Genomic DNA, 21,582 nt, shown 5'->3' on the forward strand with positions numbered 1-21,582 from the left:
ATGCTCGGCACGCTCCTGGTGCGGTACCTCCGCCCCGCCTGGCCGCTCATCGTGGCGGTCGTGGTGTTCCAACTGGCGCAGTCCATCGCGGCACTGCTGCTTCCCACCCTCAACGCCGAGATCATCGATCGCGGCGTGGTCGTGGGCGACATCCCCGTGATCTGGTCCACCGGCCTGGTGATGCTCGGAGTGACCGGGGTGCAGATCGTCTGCGCGATCATCGCGGTGTATTTCGGCTCCCGGCTGGCCATGGGTCTCGGCCGGGATCTCCGGGCGGACCTCTTCCATCGGGTGGTGGCCTTCTCGCAGCGCGAAGTCGGAAGATTCGGGCCCGCCTCGCTGATCACCCGCAACACCAACGACGTCCAGCAGGTTCAGATGCTCGTGCAGACGGCATCCACCCTCATGGTCTCGGCCCCGATGCTCGCCATCGGCGGCGTGATCATGGCGATCCGACTCGACCCCGGGCTCTCCTGGCTGATGGCGGTGTCCATCCCCGTCCTCGTCCTCGCCGTCGTCCTCATCGTGGTGCGGATGGTCCCGGCCTTCACCGTGATGCAGAAGCGCATCGACCGGATCAACCAGATCATGCGCGAACAGCTGACCGGCATCCGTGTCGTCCGCGCCTTCGTGCGCGAACGCGAGGAGACCGCACGCTTCACCACGGCCAGCGACGCGGTGCAGGAGGCCGCGTTGCGCGCGGGCAACCTCATGGCGCTGATGTTCCCGGTCGTCATGCTCGTGATGAACGTCTCCAGCGTCGCGGTGATCTGGTTCGGGGCGTTCCAGATCCAGCAGGGGGAGACGGAGATCGGCACGCTGTTCGCGTTCCTCACCTACCTCATGCAGATCCTGATGGGCGTCATGATGGCGACCTTCATGTTCGTCATGATCCCGCGCGCGGCGGTCTCCGGCTCGCGTATCGGCAAGGTCCTGGACACGCCGCCCTCCGTGGTGGTCGCCGAGCGACCGGTTCCGATGCCCGCCGCTCGGGGCCTCATCGAGTTCGACGGCGTGGACTTCTCCTATCCGGGTGCGGAGGACCCCGTGCTGCGGGGGATCTCGTTCCGTGTGGAGCCCGGGACCACGACGGCCGTCGTCGGATCGACGGGGGCGGGCAAGACGACCCTGATCGGATTGGTGCCGCGTCTGTTCGACGCGACGGCGGGGAGCGTGCGGGTGGACGGAGTGGACGTCCGCGACGTCGATCCCGACGTCCTGTGGGAGCGCATCGGCCTCGTCCAGCAGCGCGCGTTCCTGTTCTCGGGCACGGTGCGTTCCAACCTCCTCTACGGCGACGCGACCGCCGATGACGAAGAGCTGTGGCGTGCGCTGGAGATCGCTCAGGCCCGCGACTTCGTCGAGGCGCTCCCGGAGGGTCTGGACGCCCCCGTCGCTCAGGGCGGGTCGAACGTCTCCGGCGGCCAGCGGCAGCGGCTCGCGATCGCGCGGGCACTGGTGAAACGGCCGCCGATCTACATCTTCGACGACTCGTTCTCCGCCCTCGATCTGCGGACGGATGCCGCCCTCCGCGCCGCCCTCGACGCGCACCTGCCGGGCGCAACCCGGCTGGTCGTCGCGCAGCGCGTGTCGACCATCCGCGGCGCCGACCAGATCGTCGTCCTCGACCACGGTGTCGTCGTCGGGATCGGAACCCACGACGAGCTCGTGGCCGACAACGACACGTATCGCGAGATCGTCGACTCCCAGCTGTCGGCGGAGGCCTCGGCATGAGCGGCGCACAGCCCGGCCGCGCACCCGCCCGCGGCCCGTTCGGCGGCCCGATGGGGCGTGGTGCGGCGCCGATCGAGAAGGCCCGCAGCTTCGGCCCGAGTGCACGGCGTCTCCTCGGGACGCTCCGCCCGGAGCGGGCCGGACTCATCGCGGTCGTCCTGTTCGGCATCCTGTCGGTGGGCCTGACGGTGCTGGGACCGAAGCTGCTCGGCGACGGCACGAACATCGTCTTCGCCGGCTTCATCTCCCTGCAGTTCCCCGCGGGTACGAGCGAACAGCAGGTCGTGGACTCCCTCGTCGCCGCGGGACAGCAGGAGCAGGCCGACATGATCTCCGCGATGAGCTTCACCCCCGGCGCGGGCGTCGACTTCGCCGCCCTCGGGGCGATCCTCCTGATGGTCCTGACCGTCTACGTCCTCGGCAGCATGTTCGCGTGGCTCCAGGCGCGGCTGCTCAACGGCATCGTCCAGCGCGCCATGCACCGGCTCCGGATGCAGGTGGAGCACAAGGTCCACCGGCTGCCGCTGCGCACCTTCGATCGCATGCAGCGCGGTGAGCTGCTCAGCCGCGTGACGAACGACGTGGACAACATCGGTCAGAGCATGCAGCAGACGGTGTCCCAGGTCGTGACGTCGCTGCTCACCGTCGTCGGCGTGATGGTGATGATGTTCGTCATCTCGCCCCTCCTGGCGCTCATCGCCCTCGTGACGATCCCCCTCACCATCGGCATCACCGTCCTCGTGGCCCGGCGCTCGCAACGTCTCTTCGCGGCGCAGTGGAAGAACACCGGCATCCTGAACGCGCGCGTCGAGGAGACCTTCTCCGGCCACGCGGTGGTGAAGGTGTTCGGGCGGCAGAAGGCGGTCGAGGCGGACTTCCGCGCGGAGAACGAGGACCTCTACCGGGCCAGCTTCGGGGCGCAGTTCGTCTCGGGCATCATCATGCCCTCGATGATGTTCATCGGGAACCTCGTCTACGTCGCCATCGCGGTGGTCGGCGGCCTCCAGGTCGCGGGCGGGATGCTGTCGATCGGCGCGGTGCAGGCGTTCATCCAGTACTCGCGGCAGTTCACCCAGCCGCTGAGCCAGCTCGGCTCCATGGCGAATCTGCTGCAGTCCGGGGTCGCGAGCGCGGAGCGGGTGTTCGAGTTCCTGGACGAGGAGGAGGAGAGCCCCGACGACGACGCGGCCCCGACCCTGCCGTCGGATGCCGGCCGGCTCGCCTTCGAGGACGTCTCGTTCCGTTACGTCGCGGACGCGCCCCTCATCCACGGGCTCTCGCTCATCGCCGAGACCGGGGGGACGGTCGCGATCGTGGGACCGACCGGGGCGGGGAAGACCACCCTGGTCAACCTCGTGATGCGCTTCTACGACGTCGACGCCGGTCGGATCACCCTGGAGGCGGCATCCGGGGATGCGGTGGACATCCGACGGATGTCGCGCGCGGATCTTCGCCGGCGCACCGGCATGGTGCTGCAGGACACGTGGCTGTTCGCGGGCACCATCCGCGAGAACATCGCCTACGGTCGCCCGGACGCGACCGAGGAGGAGATCCTGGCGGCCGCCCGGGCCGCCTACGTCGACCGCTTCGTCCACGCGCTGCCCGACGGATACGACACCGTCCTCGACGACGACGCGACCAATCTCTCGGCGGGGGAGCGGCAGCTCGTCACGATCGCCCGTGCGTTCCTCGCCGATCCGCGTCTGCTGATCCTGGACGAGGCGACCTCCTCGGTCGACACGCGCACGGAACTCCTCATCCAGCGTGCCATGTCCCGGCTGCGCGCGGATCGTACGTCGTTCGTGATCGCCCACCGTCTGTCGACGATCCGCGACGCCGACCTCATCCTGGTCATGGAAGCGGGCGCGATCGTCGAACAGGGCACGCACGAGACGCTTCTGCGTGCCGGTGGCGCCTACCGTCGCCTCTACGACGCGCAGTTCGAGGCGGCGCCGGATGCCGGTGCGGGGGTGGACGCAGTCGAGGAGGCGGCACTCGCCGCCGCCCCGACGGAAGCGGATCGGCCCTGACCCCTTAGGATGTGAGAACGCCGTGAACGCCGGATCACGGCGAACCGGCTCGCGGAGAGGAACTGAGCGTGCTCGATGTCTCGACCCGCTCGCGGACCGTGCGTGTCCCGGGTGGAGAACTTCACCTGTCGTGGGCGGCGATGACCCACACCGGGCGCCGCCGCGAGGTGAACCAGGACGCCGTCTTCGCGGAGTTCCCCCTCTTCGTCGTCGCCGACGGGATGGGCGGTCACGTCGGCGGCGAGATCGCCAGCGCCAGCGCGATCACCCGCCTGCACGAGACGGTCGACGCGGGGACGGTCTCGCCGAAGACCATCGAGAAGGCCCTCGCCCGCGCCGTCAAGGACATCGCCTCCCACCCCGAAGCCACCGACGAGGGCACCGGCACGACGGTGACCGGCGTCTATCTCGAGACCAGCGGGGACGAAGCGCACTGGGTGACCCTGAACATCGGGGATTCCCGGGTCTACCTCCTCCGGGATGACGCGATCGTGCAGATCACCACCGACCACTCCGTGGTGCAGGAGCTCATCGCCGCCGGGCGATTGAGCCCCGAGGAGGCGGAGAACCACCCGTACGGCAATGTGATCACGCGTGCAGTCGGGCCGAGCGACGGGGTCGTGCCGGATTACGTGCGTCTGGACGTCGTGTCCGGGGACCGGTTCGTGATCTGCTCGGACGGTCTCACGAAGGAACTGACCGACTACGGGATCCGGCACTTCCTCACCGAGAACGCCGATCCCGCCGCCGCGGTGTCGGCGATGATGGACGCCGCGCTCGAGAACGGCGGACGCGACAACATCACCATCGTCGTCCTCGACGTCGCCCCCTCCTCCCCAGCCGCGGACTGACCCCGCTCGTCCACAGATCGGACGGTCCGGTGCGTCACCGGAGCCGCGCCGGCGTTGACTCGCCGGTGTGAGACGCCCTTCCGCCACGCCGACGTCCGACCCGCGCGAGCCGCAGGACCCGCCGCACGAGGACGCGCTCGTCCTGCCGGCCGCCTGGGCGGCGCCGCCGCGCCCTCCGATCCCGATCGTCGCCGCGACGGTGCCGGTCATCGGGGCGGTGGCGCTGTGGCTGGTCACCGGATCGATCCTCTCCCTGTGGCTGGCGGCTCTGGGGCCGCTGGTGGCCCTCGCCACCGCGGGAGACGCGGCGCGTACGGCTCGACGGGATCGGCGGCGTCATCGGATCGAGGCCGACGCGCAGCGCGCCGCGCTCGCCGAACGCGTCACGCGCCGGCACGAGATCGAGCGCCGGCACCGCCGGTTGCAGCATCCGGATGTCGCGTCCTACCTCGACCGGGACGGCGAGGTCTGGCGATCGCGGACCGAGCGGGGTGAGCTGCTCGTGCTGGGATCGGGTGACGTGGAATCGGGCGTGCGCATGAGCGGAGGCGAGGGGGATCCGGCCTCCCTCGCCCTCCGCGCGCGGGCGGCACGGCTCACCGACGCTCCGCTTGTCGTCCCGGCCCGGGCGGGTGTCGTGGTCTCCGGGGCGCCGGTCCTCGCGCGCGGGGTCCAGCGCGCGCTGGCCCTGCAGCTGTGCCTCGCGCTCCCGCCCGGAGAACTCCGGATCGTGGGAGCCCTCGACGCCGATCTCGACTGGGCGGAGCACCTCCCGCACCGTCGGGCCACCTCGGGTGTGCGGCTCATGCTCCTCGCGCCGGGCGAGCGCGCGGATGGCACCGCCGACATCGTCCTCGCACGCCGGGGTGCGGGAGAGCCGGCGCCGCTCGGATGCGCGGTCACCGTGGACGTGGAGGCCCCGACCCGCGCCCGGGTGGATCACGCCGGCGCCGTGGGAGCCCTCGCGATCGAGGCGCTGTCCGCCGCACAGGCCAGGGCCGTCGGGGAGGCCCTGTCCGAGCGGGCGCGCATCTCTCTCCGGGACGTCCTGGCCGGGGCGGGGCCGGTGTCCCTCGCGGAGCTCGCGTCCGACACCCCGCAGGCTGCTCCCGGCACGCTGCCCGCCGCGATCGGACGCGACGCGCAGGGGACGGTGACGATCGACCTCGTCCGCGACGGCCCGCACGCGGTGGTCACCGGTGTCACCGGTGCCGGCAAGAGCGAGCTGCTGATCACCTGGGTCCTCGCTCTCGCGTCCGCGCACACCACCGCGCAGGTCAGTTTCCTCCTGGCGGATTTCAAAGGCGGGACCGCCTTCGATGCGCTCGCCGACGTGCCGCACGTGACCGGGGTCATCACCGACCTCGACGGCGACGGAGCGCGGCGGGCGTTCGAGAGCCTCCGTGCGGAAGTCCGGTGGCGGGAAGGCGCGCTCGCCGAGTCCGGTGCGCGGGACATCGCCGACGCGCGGGTGCAGCTGCCGCGTCTCGTCGTGGTGATCGACGAGTTCGCCGCCGTCCTGGCCGAGCACCCCGAGTTGAACGCGCTCTTCTCGGATCTCGCCGCCCGCGGCCGCGCGCTCGGGATCCACTTGATCCTCGGCACGCAGCGCGCATCCGGGGTCATCCGCGACAGCCTCCTGGCGAACTGCCCCCTGCGGATGAGCCTCCGGGTCACCGATGCCGCCGACAGTCGCCTCCTCCTCGGCGCGCCCGACGCCGCTGAGCTTCCCGGAGACCGCGCGGCGGCGGGGCTGGCCCTGATCCGCAGGGCCGCCGACGCCGAACCGCAGCGGGTGCGCATCGCGCTGTCCCATCCGGACGACGCCGCCGCCATCGTCGCGCGCGGCGAGCCGCGGCCGCGCCGGCCGTGGCTGCCGGACCTCCCGAACGAACTCCGCGCGCGGGATCTCCCCGATGCGCACGATCCGGAAACCCTCGTGCTCGGGCTCGCCGACGAACCGGACCGGCAGCACCAGGGCCCGGCATCCGTGTCGGTGGCCGACGGCAGCCTCCTCGTCGTCGGTGGTCCGCGCGCGGGGAAGAGCACCGCGCTGCACCTCGTCGCGGATCGGGCACAGGACAGCGCCCCGGAGCCGCCCGTGGTCGTCCCGGCGGACGCCGAGGCGGCGTGGGACCTGTTCGCGACCTGGCGGTGGGCGCCGCCGCCGCGAGGGACGGTCATCGTCCTCGACGACCTCGACGGTCTCGTCGGCCGCTTCCCGGGCGATCACGCCCGCGCCTTCGTCGAGGCCGTGGAGGACGTCGTCCGCGCTGCGCGGGAGCGCGGCATCCTGATCGTGGCGAGTATGCAACGGGTCGCCGGTGCTGCGGCGCGGACCGCCGAGCTCTTCCACCGGCGACTGCTGCTGAGCCTGCCCTCGCGCGCGGATCACGTCGCCGCAGGCGGCGACCCCGCGCATCATGCCGCACGAGCGCCGGCGGGCCGAGGCCGCCTCGATGACGTGCGGGTCCAGATCGCCCTGCCTCGGACCGCCCCGGGGAGCGTCGGTCTCGTGGCCGCCGAGGCGTGGTTCCCGGAGGCCCCATTCACGGGCCTCGTCGCCCGGCGCACGCCGGCGGTCCGCGCCGCGCTGGAGTGCTGGGAACGCGCGGGCGCGATCATCGTGGGGGTGGAGGATGCCGACCCCGTCCTCGCGCCCGGGGAGCGGCTCGTCGCAATCGGCGAGCCGGACGAGTGGCAGCGGAAGTGGCCGCTGCTCACCCGCGCACGCGTCGAGCACGATCTCGTGATCGACGCGTCGTGCGCGGCGGAGGTGCGCCTGCTCACCGGTTTCCGCGAGCCCCCGCCGTTCTGCCGAGCGGGCGCCCCGCGGGGCTGGCTGATGCGCTCCGGCGCCGATCCCGTGCGCATCGTCCTCCCGGTCGCGGATTCCCGGGCGGATCGTGTCGCGCGCGATGCTTGACCGTCGACGGGTGGACCCCTAGCGTCGCAGTCATGTCCACCACGCCGATCAGGCTTGACCGTCCGGACGGCAAGGGACTGGCCGCAGGAACGCTCGGTCTGTGGGGATCCACCGTCATCGGCCTCGCCTCCACGGCGCCGGTGTACTCCCTGGTGGCGACCCTCGGATTCGTCGTCCTCGCGGTGGGCGCGCAAGCGCCGATCGCCTTCGTCGTCGCCTTCGTGCCGATGCTCTTCATCGCCTTCGCCTACCGTGAGCTGAACAACGCCGTCCCCGATTGCGGAACGACCTTCACCTGGGGCACGAAGGCCTTCGGCCCGTGGGTGGGGTGGATGGGCGGCTGGGGTGTGGCCGTCGCCGGCATGGTGGTGCTCGCCAACCTCGCCCAGATCGGCGGCATCTACTTCTGGGCGCTCGTCGACGGCATCATCGGGTCGGGCCAGGACGCCCTCCTCTCCGACAACGTCCCGCTCGTCACCGCCACCGGCGTCGTCTTCATCGCCCTCATGACGTGGATCAGCTGGCGCGGGGTGGAGATCGGCGAGCGGGTGCAGAACGTGTTGCTCGCGATCCAGTACCTGGCGCTGGCGATCTTCGTCGTCGCGGCGCTGTGGCAGTACTTCGCGGGATCCGCGCCGGGCGCCACCCCGTTCGCCTGGGACTGGTTCAACCCGTTCGCGTTCGAAGAGTGGTCCGGATTCACCGAAGCGATCCTGCTCGCGCTGTTCATCTACTGGGGTTGGGACACCTGTCTCGCCCTCAACGAGGAGACGAAAGACCCGAAACGCATCCCGGGGCTGGCGGCGCTCCTCACCTGCGTGCTGCTGCTGTTCACCTACGTCTCGGTCACCGTCGCGGCCATGATGTACGCCGGGCTCGGCGACACCGGGACGGGCCTCGGAAACGAGGCGAACGCCGACGACTTCTTCCTCGCCATCAAGGACGGGCTGCTCGGACCCGTCGGGTGGGTGCTCGTCGTCGCCGTCCTCATCTCCGCAGTCTCCTCGACGCAGACCACGATCCTGCCCACCGCGCGCGGCACCCTTGCGATGGGCGTGTACCGCGCGCTTCCGGAGCGTTTCAAGACCGTGCATCCGCGGTACAAGACGCCGTCGTTCTCCACGCTGGTCATGGGCGTGGTCGCGTCGGTCTACTACATCGGCATGACCCTCATCAGCGACAACATCCTGCAGGACTCGATCCTGTCGTTGGGGCTCGCGATCGCCTTCTACTACGCCATCACCGGCTACGCGTGCGTCTGGTACTTCCGCCGCGAACTCTTCACCTCCGGTCGCAACATCGTCTACCGGCTCGTGCTGCCGCTCCTCGGCGCGCTCATGCTCACGTACGCGTTCGTCCAGTCCGCGATCGACATGTTCGACGTGGATTACGGCTACACGGTGCTCTTCGGCATCGGGGGCACCTTCGTCCTCGGCGTGGGGTCGCTCGCCCTCGGAGTGGTGCTGATGGTGCTGTGGTTCCTGTTCCCGCGTTCGAAGCGGTTCTTCCGCGGCGAGAGCCTGAACCGGGAGACGCCGGTGATGGTGCCGGACGAGCCTGCCGCCGCGGCGCGGTCCGTCGACGGCGGACTCGCCTGACGCCCGCGCGCGGCGGTCGCAACTCCTCCGTTTCGCGGCGACGCGCCGTGGGTGGGCCCGGGTTCGGGGTTGTGGGGGCCGGATCGGAGGAGTTCGGCCCGCCGGGCGGTCGGGGCTGCGGGGCCGGGTCGGGCGGTCGCAACTCCTCCGTTTCGCGGCGACACGCCGCGGGTGGCCGCGGGTTCGGGGTTGTGGGGGCCGGATCGGAGGAGTTCGGCCCACGCCCGGCGTGGGCGCGGGCCGGTGTGGGATCAGGCGAGCGCGTCGGCGAGGTCGACCGCGCGCAGGTCGTGCGCAGCGGCGACCCCGGGATTGACCACGTGCCCGCCGTGGGTGTTGAGCCCCGACGCCAGCGCGGCGTCGGCGCGCAGCGCCTCGCGCCAGCCGCGACGGGCGATCTGGCGGATGTAGGGGAGCGTGGCGTTGGTGAGGGCGGAGGTGGAGGTGTTCGGCACCGCGCCGGGCATGTTCGCGACGCAGTAGAACACCGTGTCGTGGACCGCGAAGGTCGGGTCGGCGTGGGTCGTCGGGCGCGTGTCCTCGAAACAGCCGCCCTGATCGACGGCGATGTCCACGAGCACCGAGCCCGGTCGCATCCGCGACACCATCTCGTTGGTGACGAGCTTCGGCGCCTTCGCGCCCGGGATGAGGACGGAGCCGATCACGAGGTCGGACGCGACGACGGCGCGGTCGAGGTCGAGCGGATTCGACGCCGCCGTCTTCACACGCCCCTGGAAGTGGTCGTCGAGATGCCGCAGACGCGGGATGTTGGTGTCGAAGACGGTCACATCGGCACCCATACCGGCCGCGATCACGGCGGCGTTCGCTCCCGCGACGCCGCCGCCGATGACCGTCACCGTGGCCGGGCGCGTTCCAGGCACACCCGACATGAGCAGGCCGCGGCCCCCGGCGGAGCGCATCAGGGTCGACGCGCCCACCATGGGTGCGAGCCGCCCGGCGACCTCGCTCATGGGCGCGAGAAGGGGCAGACCCCCGCCGGCGACCTGAACCGTCTCGTAGGCGATGGCCGTCACGCCGTCCGTGATCAGACGCTCGGTGAGCGGACGGTCCGCGGCGAGGTGCAGATAGGTGAAGAGCACGAGGTCGTCACGGAAGTAGCCGTACTCGCTCGCGATCGGCTCCTTCACCTTCAGCAGCAGCTCCGCGCGGGCCCAGACCTCGGCGGGATCGTCGAGGAGTGTGGCACCGGCCTCGTGGTACTCGGCATCCGGCATCGAAGAGCCGGCGCCGGCGCCGGTCTGGACGATGACCTCGTGACCGGCGGCGACGAGATCGTGCACGCCCGGCGGGGTGAGAGCCACCCGATACTCGTTGTTCTTGACCTCGGTGGGGACGCTGATCCTCATCGTGCGATCCTTTCCGCTCCGCCGTTGGAGCGCTCGGGCTCCGGATCGGAGCGCCTCTAGAACGCGGGGCGGATGGCCCCGACGGTGCGATCGCCGCCGCTGAGCGACAGCGAGAGTCTGGTCATCGTCTCGGCGACGTCCGCCGGAGCGAGGGCCCCGGCGCGTTCGAGGAAGCGGAGCGCGACGGCGGTGGCCGCGCGGCCGTTCCCGTCGAGGATCTTCAACGCCACCGTCGTCCCGTCGGGGGCGACCATCACGAGAACCCCCTCGGCGCCGGTCTTGGCGAACACGCCGAGGCGCTCGATCGCGACGGTGTCGGGCCGGTCGGGGCCGTCGATCGTCCAGGGATGGCTGCGGACCGCCGCGACCAGCGCCCCGGCGCTGCGGTGCAGGGCGAACGGCGACGACGGCGACGCCGTGCCGATGCGGTGGATCGCGCGTGCGAGCGCCGTCAGCGAGACGGGGTACACCGGCGCGCCGCAGCCGTCGACGGCGACGCTTCCGACCTTCTCGCCGAGAAGCCGTTCCGCCGTCTCGCGGATCTGAGCCTGCAGCGGATGGGCCGGGTCGAGGTAGGTGGCGGTGTCCCACCCGTTGACGGCGCACGTGAGCAGCATCGCGGCATGCTTCCCGGAGCAGTTCATCCGGATGCGGGCGGGCGCGAGCCGCTCGCGTACGAGCTCGTCGCGCGTGGCGGTGTCGCCGGGCCAGGCCGGGGGGCACTGGAGCGCGTCCTCGCCGAGGCCCGCGGCGTCGAGGATGCCGCGGACGACGGCCACGTGCCGATCGGTGCCGGAGTGGCTGGCCGTCGCGAGTCCCAGGCGCTCCCCGTCCAGCGGTGCGCCCGCCGCGAGGAAGGCCAGAGCCTGGAGAGGCTTCAGGCTCGACCGGGGGAGGATCGGCGCATCGACGTCGCCGAGGCGGTCGCGCACCGTGCCGTCGGGGGCGAGCACCACGGCGACACCCACGTGGCGGGACTCGACGAAGCCGCTGCGTTCCACGAGGGCGAGCTCGACGGCGTCGGCTGCGGAGAAGGTCTGCGGCACCGCACCAGCCTACCGCCGGGACGTTCGGCACCCCCATGACAGACTGTGCTCATGTTCGGCGAGCATCGATACTCCGTCCGGGCGACCTGGACCGGAGACCGCGGCTCGGGGACGTCCGGATACCGCGACTACGACCGCTCGGTCACGCTGGTGGTGCCCGGCAAGCCGGAGCTGCCGGCATCCGCCGACAAGCCGTTCCGCGGCGATCCCGCCCGCTGGAATCCCGAGGATCTGCTGCTGGCGGCGCTCAGCGAATGCCACCTGCTGTCGTACCTCCACGCGTGCGTCGGCGGAGGCGTCGTCGTCCTCGGGTACGAGGACGACGCGACCGGGCTGATGGTCGAGGACGGTCGCGGGGGAGGCGCGTTCCGCGAGGTCGTCCTCCGTCCCCGCGTGACGGTGGCCGAGGAGTCCATGCGCGAGGCTGCGCAGTCCCTCCACGACCAGGCGCACGCCTGGTGCTTCATCGCCAACTCGGTGAACTTCCCGGTGCGGCACGAACCGACCGTCCTCGTCCGACCGCGGTGACCTCGCTCAGAGCCGTTCGTGCGGCAGGACCTGCTTGATGCGCTCGATCGGGTTCTGCGCGGGAACCTCGTTGTAGGCGCCGGCGAGCTCCTGTCCCGAGAGCGCGTGGATCGCGGCCATGATCTCGTCGGTCGCGCCCCGTCGCGCGCGACCCGACGTCGCGGGGCCGTGGTGGGACAGATCCAACGGCGTGCCGAACTTCACGGTGACGCGGTGGCGCAGGGAGGGCATCTTCGCACCCACCGGCATGACGGCATCCGTTCCGATGAGACCCACCGGGACGACGGGCGCACCCGTCTGTAGTGCGAGGAAGGCGACGCCGGTGCGCCCCTTGTACAGCCGGCCGTCCAGGGACCGCGTGCCCTCGGGGTACAGCGCCACGGCGCGTCCCTCCTGCAGGATGCGGCGCTGCTGGTCGAGGGCGTCGAGGGCCGCCTGGCCCGCGCCGCGCTCGACGGGGATCGCCCCGATCGAGGTGAAGAACCAGCGGGATCCGGCGCTTTCGAAGTAGCTCGACTTGGCGAGGAAGTGCACCGGACGCGGGGCGGCGACGGGGATGGCGATCGAATCGAGGAACGACAGGTGGTTGCTCGCGAAGATCACGGGACCGTGGCGGGGGACCAGGTCCCGACCTTCCACGCGCGGACGGTAGAGCAGGCGACCGAGGGTGGAGATCGCGAACCGGCCGATCGCGTACGTCGCCCCCATCTTCCGCGCCGAATCCGGCGTCGCGTCCGCGGCGGACGCGGGGGTCTGAGAGTCGTCCTCGGGGGTGGCTGCCGGGTCCGATGTCACCCGACGAGGGTACTCCGGATCGCATTCTCACGGGGGAATGCCCGTACTCCCAGCACAGACAAAGAAAAAGTGCGCGAAGATGAACACTCCCGTTCTCAACTTCCGAGGTCTTTTCCGTGCGCTTCCGCCCGCTTGCCGCTCTGTCCTTCGCCGCCCTGACGGCCCTCGCCCTCACCGGATGCGCCGGCGGCGCACCGGAGGCGACTCCGACGGCCACCGAGGCCGCAGCCGGCGACCTGTGCGCCGTCGCCGCACCGACGGGCGACGTCGTCAGCTCGATCACGGTGGACGGCGAGGTCGGCGAGAGTGCGACCGCGACGTTCGAGGCGCCGCTGGAGTTCACCAGCGCGGAGCGCGAGGTCCTCGTGGAGGGCGACGGCGCCGCGATCTCTGACGGCGACTACGTCTCGTACGCGCTCGCCGTCTTCGACGCCGCGACCGGAGAGAGCCTGCAGGAAGGCGGCTTCGGCGGTGCGGCCCTCCCCGCCATGCCGATCACCCTCGGTTCCGGTGCGGACTTCTACTTCGGATGCGCCACCGAAGGCTCGCGCGTCGTGGTGACGGTGCCCGACACGACCGGCGCCTCCGCCGGTCAGGTCTACGTCATCGACGTGCTGGGCGTGACCCCGGCGGACGAATGGTGTGCGGTGGCCGAGCCCGGTCCCGACTTCCCGACCGTGGAGTTCGACGGCGAGGGCGTCCCGACGATCACCATCGCGGATGCCGAGCCGCCGGCCGAGGTCCAGCTCGAGGTCCTCGAAGAAGGCGACGGCGCCGTGGTCGAGCCCGGCGACAACGTCACGGTGGACTACACCGGCGTGAAGTGGAGCGACGGAACCGTCTTCGACTCGAGCTGGGAGCGCGGCGAGCCCGCGACCTTCTCCACCCTCGGTGTCGTGAGCGGCTTCCAGCGCGCGCTGGAGGGCCAGACCGTGGGGTCGACCGTCGTGGTCGCCATGCCGCCCACGTGCGGCTACGGCGACACCGGATCCAGCACCCATGAGCTGGCCGGGGAGACCCTGGTCTTCGTCGTCGACATCATCGACGCCGCCCGCGCACAGCAGTAAGGCGCGGTCGGCGCGGCGCTAGGCTGGCCCGATGCGACGCGTCATCGTCCTCGGCTCCACCGGTTCCATCGGCACCCAGGCTCTGGACGTGATCCGGGCAAACCCAGAGCGCTTCGAGGTGGTCGGCCTGTCCGCCTTCTCCCGCGCGGACGAGATGCGCGCCCAGGCGGCGGAGTTCCATGTTGAGCACGTCGCCGTCGGCGCCGCGGAGGCGGAGCAGCTCGTCGCCGATGTCGACGCGGATGTCGTCCTCAACGGCATCACCGGGTCGGTCGGACTCGGTCCGACCCTGGCCGCCCTGGCGGCAGGTCGGACCCTGGCGCTGGCGAACAAGGAATCTCTGATCGTCGGCGGAGAGCTCGTCACCCGGGTCGCGGCGCCCGGTCAGATCGTCCCGGTCGATTCGGAGCACTCCGCGATCGCGCAGGCGCTCCGCAGCGGCACTCCCGCCGAGGTGCGCCGGCTCATCCTGACGGCATCCGGTGGTCCGTTCCGCGGGCGCGATCGCGCCTCGCTCGAGACGGTGACTCCCGCCGAGGCGCTCGCGCATCCCACCTGGGACATGGGTCGCGTGGTCACGACGAACTCCGCGACGCTCGTGAACAAAGGGCTCGAGGTCATCGAGGCGCACCTGCTCTTCGACGTCGACTACGCCGACATCGATGTCGTCGTCCACCCCCAGTCGATCGTCCACTCGATGGTCGAGTTCGTAGACGGGTCCACCATCGCCCAGGCGTCGCCTCCGGACATGCGGCTGCCGATCTCGCTGGGTCTTGACTGGCCGCACCGTGTGGCCGGTGTGGGCAGGCCGCTCGATTTCACGGCCGCCACCGCGTGGACGTTCGAGCCCCTCGACGAGGACGCCTTCCCCGCGGTGCGCCTCGCGAAGCACGTCGGTCGGGCCGGCGGCACCCATCCCGCGGTGTTCAACGCCGCGAACGAGCAGGCCGTCGACGCGTTCCACGAGGGCCGGATCGGCTTCCCCGGGATCGTGGAGACGATCGAGCGCGTGCTCGACGCGCATTCGGCGCCCGACGAGCTCACCCGTGAGACGCTCGCCGAGGCGGAGCGGTGGGCGCGCGAGACCGCCGATCGGATGATCGCGAAGGCCTGACCTCCGCAGGTCTTGGTCGGCTCAGGCCGGTCGGAGCGGATCCGAGGCGGGAGTGGAGTCCTCCGGGTACGGCACCGGCCACGCCGGTTCCGGCACCGGCCACCCGGCATCCCGCAGCGCGCGGCGGGCGAGTTCCCTGGCGGAGTACGGCGTCCGCACGCCCCGGATGTCGCGGTAGTCCTGGTGCCCGGGACCGGCCCACAGGATCGCGTCGCCGTCACCGACGAGGGCGACCGCCTCCCGGATCGCGCGCTCCGGCGGCGAGGATTCGTGGATCTCGGCATCGGGTCGTGCGCGCCGCGCCCCCTCGATGAGCGTCGCGCGGATGCCGTCGGGATCCTCGTGCCGGGGGTGGTGATCGGTGACCACCAGGATGTCGCTGCCGAGCACGGCGGTGCGCCCCATGTCGTGACGCTTGGTCTTGTCGCGGTCGCCGTCCGCGCCGAAGAGCATGACGACGCGGCCGGGGGTCACCCGGCGCACGGCCGCGAGCGTCTTCTCGAAGGCATCCGGGGAGTGTCCGAAATCCACGAAGACCGCCGGGCCCCGCTCGCCCGAGACCAGCTGGGTGCGCCCCGGCAGAAACGCCCGGATCCGGCCGCCGTCGAGTGCCGCGACGAGGCGCTCCCACGGGTAGCCGCCCTCGAGGATCATCACGATCGCGAGCCCCGCGTTGGCGGCCATGTGGCGTCCGATCACGGGGACCACCGTCGTGAGCGCACGACCGTCCTTCGCCGCGAGACGGAAGCGGGTGCCGTCCTTGCGCTCCTCCAGGATCTCCACGGTCCAGTCCGCCGCGGCCGCGGCATCCGGGTCATCGGCGATCGCCGGGGTCCCCACGGTGACCGCGGGCACCTCGCAGCGCTCCCGCACCTCGGCTCCGGTGGCGGCGTCGACGCAGATCACGGCGCGACGCGCGCGATCGGCGCGGAACAGCGGCATCTTCGCCTCGAAGTACTCGCGCATGTCGGCGTAGTCGTCGAGGTGGTCGTGGGTGAGGTTGGTGAACCCGGCAACGTCGAACACGATGCCGTCGACGCGCCGGCGGCTGAGGGCCTGCGCGCTGACCTCTACGGCGACGGCCTCGACGCCGCGCTCGCGCATGAGCGCCAGGAGCGCGTGCATCTCGTATGCCTCGGGCGTGGTCAGGCGCGACACGATGATCTCGCCCGCGATGTGACGCTCCGCGGTGGACGACAGACCGGTGACGGCGCCGAGCTGCTCGAGGATGCCCTCCAGCAGATGCGACACGCTGGTTTTCCCGTTCGTCCCGGTCGTGCCGAACAGGATCGGCAGGTCGTCGTCCCGACCGGTGCCGTACACCCAGGCCGAGAGGGCACCGAGCACGGCCCGCGGGTCGTCGACCACGAGGACCGGCAACGCGGATGCCGACGCGAGGGCCGCGCCCGCGGCATCCGTCATCACCGCGACGGCGCCGCGTGCGGCCGCATCCTCGACGAACTCCGCGCCGTGGCGATTGACCCCTCGGGTCGCGACGAACAGGTCGCCGGGCCGCAGGTCGCCGGTGGCGAGGGTCAGTCCGTGGATCGTCACGCCGTCCGCCTCCCCGTCGACGTCGGCGGCGAAGGCGTCTGCGAGAGCACGCAGGCTCACGGCGGGTGCGGTGCTCGGTCGGAGCACGGGAGGCAGGTTCGAGGAAGCGTCGCTGGGCATGGCGCTCCCATCTTCTCACCCGCTCCGGGTGGGACGGGATCGGTGCGGCGCAACCGGTCGCGCTCCGATGGTCACGGCCGATTCAAAGGCGGGCGGGGGTAGCGTGAGCGCGTGGAAGTGATCGCGTTCGTCGTGGGAGTCGTGCTGCTGGTCGTGGGGCTCGCCGTCTCGATCGCCCTGCACGAGCTCGGCCACCTGTGGCCGGCGAAGGCGTTCGGCGTCCGCGTCGGCCAGTACATGATCGGCTTCGGGCCGACGCTCTTCTCCCGCCGTCGCGGCGAGACCGAGTACGGCGTCAAGGCCATTCCGCTCGGCGGCTACATCTCGATGGCGGGCATGTACCCGCCGTCGCCGAAGGAGCAGGCCGCCCGCGCCGCGGGGGAGCGCACGGGACGCGCCGGCGGCGGATTCTTCGCCACCATGGTCCAGGATGCCCGCGCCGCCAACGACGAGACCCTCGACGGCGACGGCGACCCTCGGGTGTTCTACCGCCTTCCCGTCTGGAAGCGCGTCGTGATCATGCTCGGCGGACCCGTGATGAACCTCCTCTTCGCGGTGTTCCTGTTCGCGCTCCTCTTCTCCGGCATCGGCGTGCAGACCGCCACGACGACCGTCGCGAGCGTCAGCGAGTGCGTCATCCCCGCCGGGGAGGAGCGCACCACGTGCGCGGCGTCCGATCCCGCAGCCCCCGCGGCCGCCGCCGGCATCGAGCCGGGGGACGTCGTCGTCGAGGTGGCCGGGCAGCCGGTGGAGACCTTCGCCGAGATGACGTCGCTCATCCGCTCGTCCCCGGGTGAGCCGCTGACGCTCGTCGTCGAACGCGACGGGGAGCAGCGGAGCGTCCGACTCACACCGGCGTCCGTGGAGCAGCCGGTCGTCGACGACCTGGGCCGCGCGGTGACCGACGCGGACGGCGCCGTCGTCACCGAGACGGTGGGGATCGCCGGCATCCGTCAGGAGTCCGCCTACGTCCGCCAGCCGATCTGGACGGGCCCCCAGACGGCCGTCGAGAACGTCGGTGCCGTCGCCGGGATCATCTGGCAGCTGCCGGTGAAGGTGTGGGAGACCGGTGCGACCCTCATCACGGGCGAGGAGCGCGACCCCAACGGGCCGTTGAGCGTCGTCGGTGCGGGAGTGCTCGCGGGCGAGGTCGCCTCCGCCGAGGCGCCGGTCCTGAACCGTGTGGCGGGTCTGCTGTCGCTTCTGGCATCGCTGAACATCGCCCTGTTCGTCTTCAACCTGCTGCCTCTCCTGCCGCTCGACGGGGGACACGTCGTGGTGGCGCTGTGGGACGGCATCAAGCGCGCGTGGGCGAAGATCACGAACCGCCCGCCGCCGAAGCCGGTGGACGCCACCAAGCTGGTCCCGGTCACTTTCGTCGTCTTCATCGCCCTGGTGGTGATGGGCGGCGTGCTGATCCTCACCGATATCGTCAACCCGCTCTCGCTCTTCTGAGCGCGGGCGGGCCGGGTCAGGGCGCCGTCGTGAGGGCGTGGGTCACGAGGCGCTCGAGGGTGACCATGCCGTCGCGCGAGAGGATCGATTCGAGGTGGCCCTGCACCGAGGCGAATCCGGGTCCGCGGAGCGCGTAGACGTCTCCGCTCGCATCCGCGGCCACCTCCGCGTCGCCCACTTCCCGGGTGCCCGGCGCCACACGCGCGGTGAAGGTGTTGTAGAAGCCAATGGATGCCGGCATTCCGAACACGTCCACGGTCTTCTGCAGGCCCTGGTGCGGGGTCGCCAGCGGCGCGAGATCGAGGCCGACGTCGTCGCTCAGGATCTGGTGGCTGAGGCACACCGCGAGGAGGGGGCGCCCCGAGGCGCGACGCTCGGTCACGATCTCGCGCATCCGACGCATGCGATCCGACGCGGGGTCGCGCGGGTCGCCCGGGCCGGGACCGCAGACGACCAGCTCCGCATCGCGGACGTCGTCGGCGGTGACCCGGTGCCACGGCACGATTCTGACGTCGAGGCCGAGATGGCGCAGCTGATGGGCGAGCATCGTGGTGAACCGATCCTCGGCGTCCACGACGACCGCCTCGCGACCGCGGAGGGGCCCGTCGGGAGCGGATGCCTGCGGGTTCAGCCAGAACGCCGCGAGGCGCGAGTTGCGCGACGCCAGGAGCGCGGCGATCTCGGGATCGTCCGCCAGGCGCCGGGGCTCGGCGGCGGGCTCGTCCTCGTCGACGGCGTCCGCGCGGGCGGCGAGGGCCGCTTCCTCGGCGACGCGATCGCGGGGGATCGCGCCGATCGCGCCGAGGACTCCCGCCGCCTTGCCGTGCGTCTCGCCGACCTCGCCGTACGGGTCGGAGTGACGCACGAGCGTCGCCCCGACCGGCACGCGCAGGTGCCCGTCGGCGAGATACGCGGTGCGGATGAGGATCGGAGCGTCGAGATCGTGCGTCGGCGCGGCGTCCGTGGCGGAGGCGGTACCGGCATCCGTGTTCTTCGGCGCGCCGGCATCCGCGCGAGGGGTGAACAGGGCGGCGACGCCGGAGTAATAGCCGCGGGGGGCGCGTTCGTGTCGCGTGATGACGGTGCAGGCGTTCTGCATCGGGGAGCCGGTGACCGTGGGCGCGAACATCGTCTCGCGGAGGATGTCGCGGGGATCCAGGCGGCTGCGCCCGCGGAGGACGTACTCGGTGTGAGTGAGCCGGGACATCTCCTTCAGGTGCGGCCCGGTGATGCGCCCGCCGTCCGAGCACACCGCGCTCATCATCTTCAGCTCTTCGTCGACCACCATGAACAGCTCCTCGGTCTCCTTGGTGGAGGCCAGGAACTCCGTCAGCGTCTCGGCGGTGGCACCGCCGGCGGGGTGGCGGAAGGTGCCCGAGATCGGATTCATCGTGACCACGCCCTCCCGGGCGCTCACGTGCGCCTCAGGGCTCGCCCCGACGGCGACGTGACCGTCCGTGACGATCGCGAACGTCCAGTAGGCGCCGCGCTCGTGCTCGAGGAGCGCACGGAACCAGGTCAGGGCGGCGACGGCGGGGTCGGCGTCGACCTCGGCGGTGAAGTCCCGACGGATGACGAAGTTCGCGCCCTCGCCGCGACCGATCTCGTCGGCGATGACGCGCCGGACGATGTCGGCGTAGGATTCGTCGTCGATGTCGAAGCCGGCGTCGCGCAGGGCGATCGGTGTCGCGGGGAGTCCCGCGAGCACCTCCGCGCGCGGAAGCGCGATGTGGTCGGCGACCACCAGGCAGCGAAGCGGCGCGCCGTCGTCGTGGCACGCGAACCCGCGCTCGCGCACCTGACGGAACGGCACGAGCGCGAGCACCTCGCGCGGCGCGCCGGTGCAATCGTGCAGCGGGATGTCGGCGAGGAGGTCGACGTCGTGGACGTCGCCGGTGAGGACCTCGATGGTCTCGGCGTCGCGCGAGATCAGCGCGAAGGGCGCGCCGGATGCGGCGAGTTCGAGCAGGAGCGATGCGGCGGGGGCGTTCATGTCGATCTTTCGTCGTGGGGGCGGTCGCCCTACGAAGAAGAAAGACCGCCCCGGGGGCGGTCTGTCCTCACGCGCAGCCACCGCCTATACGGTGGGCCACCAGGCGGAGCGCGCGAACATGCGCCGAAACTACCACAGCGTGTGCGCGCGATCCGGGGTGCGGAGGGTGGGAGGGGCCTGGGCGTTGGCGATCCGCCGCGCCTTCGGGCGGTGCGCCGCGTAGGCTGTGGTCGTGCCCGCTGTGAATCTGGGGATGCCGAAGGCTCCTGAAACCCTCGCCCCGCGTCGCAAGACCCGACAGATCAAGGTCGGGAAGGTGCTCGTCGGAGGCGACGCCCCCGTCAGCGTCCAGTCGATGACCACGACGCCCACCACCGACATCAACGCGACCCTGCAGCAGATCGCCGAGTTGACGGCATCCGGCTGCGAGATCGTGCGCGTCGCCGTGCCGTCGCAGGACGACGCCGATGTGCTGCACATCATCGCGAAGAAGAGCCAGATCCCGGTCATCGCCGACATCCACTTCCAGCCGAAGTACGTCTTCCAGGCGATCGACGCCGGATGCGGTGCCGTGCGGGTCAATCCCGGCAACATCCGGAAGTTCGACGATCAGGTCGGCGCCATCGCCGCAGCGGCGAAGGCCGCGAACGTCTCGCTGCGCATCGGCGTGAACGCCGGGTCGCTCGACCGCCGCCTCCTCGAGAAGTACGGCAAGGCCACGCCTGAGGCGCTCGTGGAGAGTGCCGTGTGGGAGGCGTCGCTGTTCGAGGAGCACGACTTCCACGACTTCAAGATCTCGGTCAAGCACAACGACCCGATCGTCATGGTCAAGGCCTACCGGCAGCTCGCCGAGCGCGGCGACTGGCCGCTCCACCTCGGCGTCACCGAGGCCGGACCCGCGTTCCAGGGGACGATCAAGAGCGCCACGGCCTTCGGCATCCTGCTCTCCGAGGGCATCGGCGACACCATCCGCGTCTCGCTGTCGGCGCCGCCGGCCGAAGAGGTCAAGGTCGGCCACCAGATCCTGCAGTCGCTGAACCTCCGCGAACGCAAGCTCGAGATCGTGTCGTGCCCCTCCTGCGGGCGCGCTCAGGTCGATGTCTACACGCTCGCCGACAACGTCACCGAGGGACTGAAGGACATGACCGTGCCTCTGCGCGTCGCCGTCATGGGGTGCGTCGTCAACGGTCCGGGGGAGGCCCGCGAGGCCGACCTCGGGGTCGCCAGCGGCAACGGCAAGGGCCAGATCTTCGTCAAGGGCGAGGTCATCAAGACCGTGCCCGAGGCCGAGATCGTGCAGACCCTGATCGAAGAGGCCAACCGGATCGCCGCGGAGATGGGTCCGGACGCTCCTCTCGGGACCGCCCAGGTCGTCACGTCCTGACCCGGGCGGCCGCGGGCGGT

Annotated in this window: 15 protein-coding genes; 10 read left to right on the forward strand and 5 right to left on the reverse strand. The window is 71.3% G+C overall.

The window, feature by feature from the left end; genetic code table 11:
* The 5 genes from LTL01_RS09305 (at position 1) to LTL01_RS09325 (ending at position 9,139) form a co-directional block, all read left to right on the forward strand.
* Positions 1-1,734: an ABC transporter ATP-binding protein gene (locus tag LTL01_RS09305; RefSeq protein WP_236968339.1), complete on the forward strand. Its 1,734-nt coding sequence runs from the start codon at positions 1-3 to the stop codon at positions 1,732-1,734.
* Positions 1,731-3,764 carry an ABC transporter ATP-binding protein gene (locus LTL01_RS09310; RefSeq protein WP_372461326.1) on the forward strand — a complete coding sequence of 678 codons (2,034 nt, stop codon included), beginning with the start codon at positions 1,731-1,733 and terminating at the stop codon, positions 3,762-3,764. The genes LTL01_RS09305 and LTL01_RS09310 overlap by 4 nt, the downstream gene beginning before the upstream one ends.
* Positions 3,765-3,832: 68 nt before the next feature.
* Positions 3,833-4,615 carry a PP2C family protein-serine/threonine phosphatase gene (locus tag LTL01_RS09315; protein WP_053547615.1) on the forward strand — a complete coding sequence of 261 codons (783 nt, stop codon included), beginning with the start codon at positions 3,833-3,835 and terminating at the stop codon, positions 4,613-4,615.
* 67 nt (positions 4,616-4,682) lie between these two features.
* Positions 4,683-7,541, forward strand: coding sequence for an FtsK/SpoIIIE domain-containing protein (locus LTL01_RS09320; protein WP_236968340.1), 2,859 nt, complete (start codon positions 4,683-4,685; stop codon positions 7,539-7,541).
* Between the two features lie 32 nt (positions 7,542-7,573).
* Positions 7,574-9,139 (forward strand): APC family permease, encoded by a 1,566-nt coding sequence (locus tag LTL01_RS09325; protein ID WP_236968341.1) that lies wholly within the window; start codon positions 7,574-7,576, stop codon positions 9,137-9,139.
* 251 nt (positions 9,140-9,390) lie between these two features.
* On the opposite strand, the gene ald is transcribed toward LTL01_RS09325, so the two are convergent.
* Both ald and LTL01_RS09335 read right to left on the reverse strand, forming a co-directional pair.
* A complete protein-coding gene (gene ald, locus LTL01_RS09330; RefSeq protein WP_236968342.1) occupies positions 9,391-10,506 on the reverse strand; it encodes an alanine dehydrogenase in 1,116 nt (371 codons plus the stop codon).
* 56 nt (positions 10,507-10,562) lie between these two features.
* The gene (locus tag LTL01_RS09335) at positions 10,563-11,552 is read right to left on the reverse strand and encodes an asparaginase (RefSeq protein WP_236968343.1); all 990 of its coding nucleotides are present in this window, start codon (positions 11,550-11,552) and stop codon (positions 10,563-10,565) included.
* Positions 11,553-11,603: 51 nt separating this feature from the next.
* Between LTL01_RS09335 and LTL01_RS09340 the strand changes: the two genes are divergently transcribed.
* Entirely contained in the window at positions 11,604-12,080 is a 477-nt protein-coding gene (locus LTL01_RS09340) for an OsmC family protein (RefSeq protein WP_236968344.1), read from the forward strand.
* A gap of 6 nt (positions 12,081-12,086) precedes the next feature.
* Here the strand turns inward: LTL01_RS09340 and LTL01_RS09345 are convergent, their stop codons facing one another.
* A complete protein-coding gene (locus tag LTL01_RS09345; protein ID WP_372461327.1) occupies positions 12,087-12,875 on the reverse strand; it encodes a lysophospholipid acyltransferase family protein in 789 nt (262 codons plus the stop codon).
* A gap of 116 nt (positions 12,876-12,991) precedes the next feature.
* Between LTL01_RS09345 and LTL01_RS14865 the strand changes: the two genes are divergently transcribed.
* Together LTL01_RS14865 and dxr are read left to right on the forward strand one after the other, a co-directional pair.
* Positions 12,992-13,942, forward strand: a complete 951-nt coding sequence (locus tag LTL01_RS14865; protein WP_236968345.1) for an FKBP-type peptidyl-prolyl cis-trans isomerase — start codon at positions 12,992-12,994, stop codon at positions 13,940-13,942.
* Between the two features lie 31 nt (positions 13,943-13,973).
* Positions 13,974-15,056, forward strand: a complete 1,083-nt coding sequence (dxr, locus tag LTL01_RS09355) for a 1-deoxy-D-xylulose-5-phosphate reductoisomerase (RefSeq protein WP_236968346.1) — start codon at positions 13,974-13,976, stop codon at positions 15,054-15,056.
* A gap of 21 nt (positions 15,057-15,077) precedes the next feature.
* Here dxr and LTL01_RS09360 read toward each other — a convergent pair whose 3' ends face one another.
* Positions 15,078-16,730 carry a Mur ligase family protein gene (locus tag LTL01_RS09360; protein WP_236968347.1) on the reverse strand — a complete coding sequence of 551 codons (1,653 nt, stop codon included), beginning with the start codon at positions 16,728-16,730 and terminating at the stop codon, positions 15,078-15,080.
* Positions 16,731-16,841: 111 nt separating this feature from the next.
* Between LTL01_RS09360 and LTL01_RS09365 the strand changes: the two genes are divergently transcribed.
* Complete coding sequence (locus tag LTL01_RS09365) at positions 16,842-18,185, forward strand: M50 family metallopeptidase (protein WP_236968348.1); 1,344 nt, start codon at positions 16,842-16,844, stop codon at positions 18,183-18,185.
* Positions 18,186-18,201: 16 nt separating this feature from the next.
* Here LTL01_RS09365 and LTL01_RS09370 read toward each other — a convergent pair whose 3' ends face one another.
* Positions 18,202-20,178, reverse strand: a complete 1,977-nt coding sequence (locus LTL01_RS09370) for an anthranilate synthase family protein (protein WP_053547607.1) — start codon at positions 20,176-20,178, stop codon at positions 18,202-18,204.
* Between the two features lie 232 nt (positions 20,179-20,410).
* Here LTL01_RS09370 and ispG point away from each other — a divergent pair, with 232 nt between their 5' ends.
* Positions 20,411-21,562 carry a flavodoxin-dependent (E)-4-hydroxy-3-methylbut-2-enyl-diphosphate synthase gene (gene ispG / locus LTL01_RS09375; protein ID WP_197272961.1) on the forward strand — a complete coding sequence of 384 codons (1,152 nt, stop codon included), beginning with the start codon at positions 20,411-20,413 and terminating at the stop codon, positions 21,560-21,562.
* Positions 21,563-21,582: the final 20 nt, after the last annotated feature.

Origin of the sequence: Microbacterium aurantiacum (genome assembly GCF_021654035.1) — a bacterium.
GTDB classification, from domain to species: Bacteria; Actinomycetota; Actinomycetes; order Actinomycetales; family Microbacteriaceae; genus Microbacterium; species Microbacterium aurantiacum.

What these genes read in the sequence shown, in the direction of transcription:
- LTL01_RS09340 (WP_236968344.1), top strand. Translation starts at nt 11,604, where the DNA reads ATGTTCGGCGAGCATCGATACTCCGTCCGGGCGACCTGGACCGGAGAC.
- LTL01_RS09360 (WP_236968347.1), bottom strand. Translation starts at nt 16,730, where the DNA reads ATGCCCAGCGACGCTTCCTCGAACCTGCCTCCCGTGCTCCGACCGAGC.
- LTL01_RS09325 (WP_236968341.1), top strand. Translation starts at nt 7,574, where the DNA reads ATGTCCACCACGCCGATCAGGCTTGACCGTCCGGACGGCAAGGGACTG.
- LTL01_RS09370 (WP_053547607.1), bottom strand. Translation starts at nt 20,178, where the DNA reads ATGAACGCCCCCGCCGCATCGCTCCTGCTCGAACTCGCCGCATCCGGC.
- LTL01_RS09305 (WP_236968339.1), top strand. Translation starts at nt 1, where the DNA reads ATGCTCGGCACGCTCCTGGTGCGGTACCTCCGCCCCGCCTGGCCGCTC.
- dxr (WP_236968346.1), top strand. Translation starts at nt 13,974, where the DNA reads ATGCGACGCGTCATCGTCCTCGGCTCCACCGGTTCCATCGGCACCCAG.
- ald (WP_236968342.1), bottom strand. Translation starts at nt 10,506, where the DNA reads ATGAGGATCAGCGTCCCCACCGAGGTCAAGAACAACGAGTATCGGGTG.
- LTL01_RS09310 (WP_372461326.1), top strand. Translation starts at nt 1,731, where the DNA reads ATGAGCGGCGCACAGCCCGGCCGCGCACCCGCCCGCGGCCCGTTCGGC.